Source organism: Psychrobacter sp. 1U2 (genome assembly GCF_051847575.1).
Map to the genome: position 1 here is coordinate 1 of NZ_JBPYDC010001746.1, position 533 is coordinate 533.

General features: G+C 42.6%; 1 protein-coding gene. It reads right to left on the reverse strand.

From position 1 onward, the window contains the following. Positions 1 to 533, reverse strand: a 533-nt coding sequence (locus ACS8FD_RS24185; RefSeq protein ID WP_439277715.1) for a S1 RNA-binding domain-containing protein, incomplete at both ends; no start/stop codon positions are given.

Here is a 533-nt window from a genome sequence, read left to right on the forward strand (position 1 = left end):
CATTCCAAGAGATATCAGACAAGTGAACAAGACCATCAATACCACCGTCTAGACCGATAAAGATACCAAAGTCAGTGATTGATTTGATCGTACCAGTGATTTTATCACCGCGCTCGTGCTTTTTATCAAACTCATCCCATGGGTTTGCTAGGGTTTGCTTGATACCTAAGCTGATACGACGACGTTCTTCATCAATATCAAGAATCATCACATCAATCTCATCGCCTACTTGAACGACTTTCGATGGATGGATATTTTTGTTAGTGTGATCCATTTCTGATACGTGTACCAAACCTTCGATACCTTCAGAAATTTCAGCGAAGCAACCATAATCTGTCAAGTTAGTTACACGTGCTTTAACCACACTACCGACTGGGTAAGTGCCGCCCACGTTGTCCCAAGGATCAGTACCAAGTTGTTTTAGACCTAAGCTTACGCGGTTACGTTCACGATCAAACTTCAGTACTTTAACTTTTAAGTCTTGGCCAACTTCAACAACTTCAGATGGGTGCTTGATACGGCGCCATGCCATG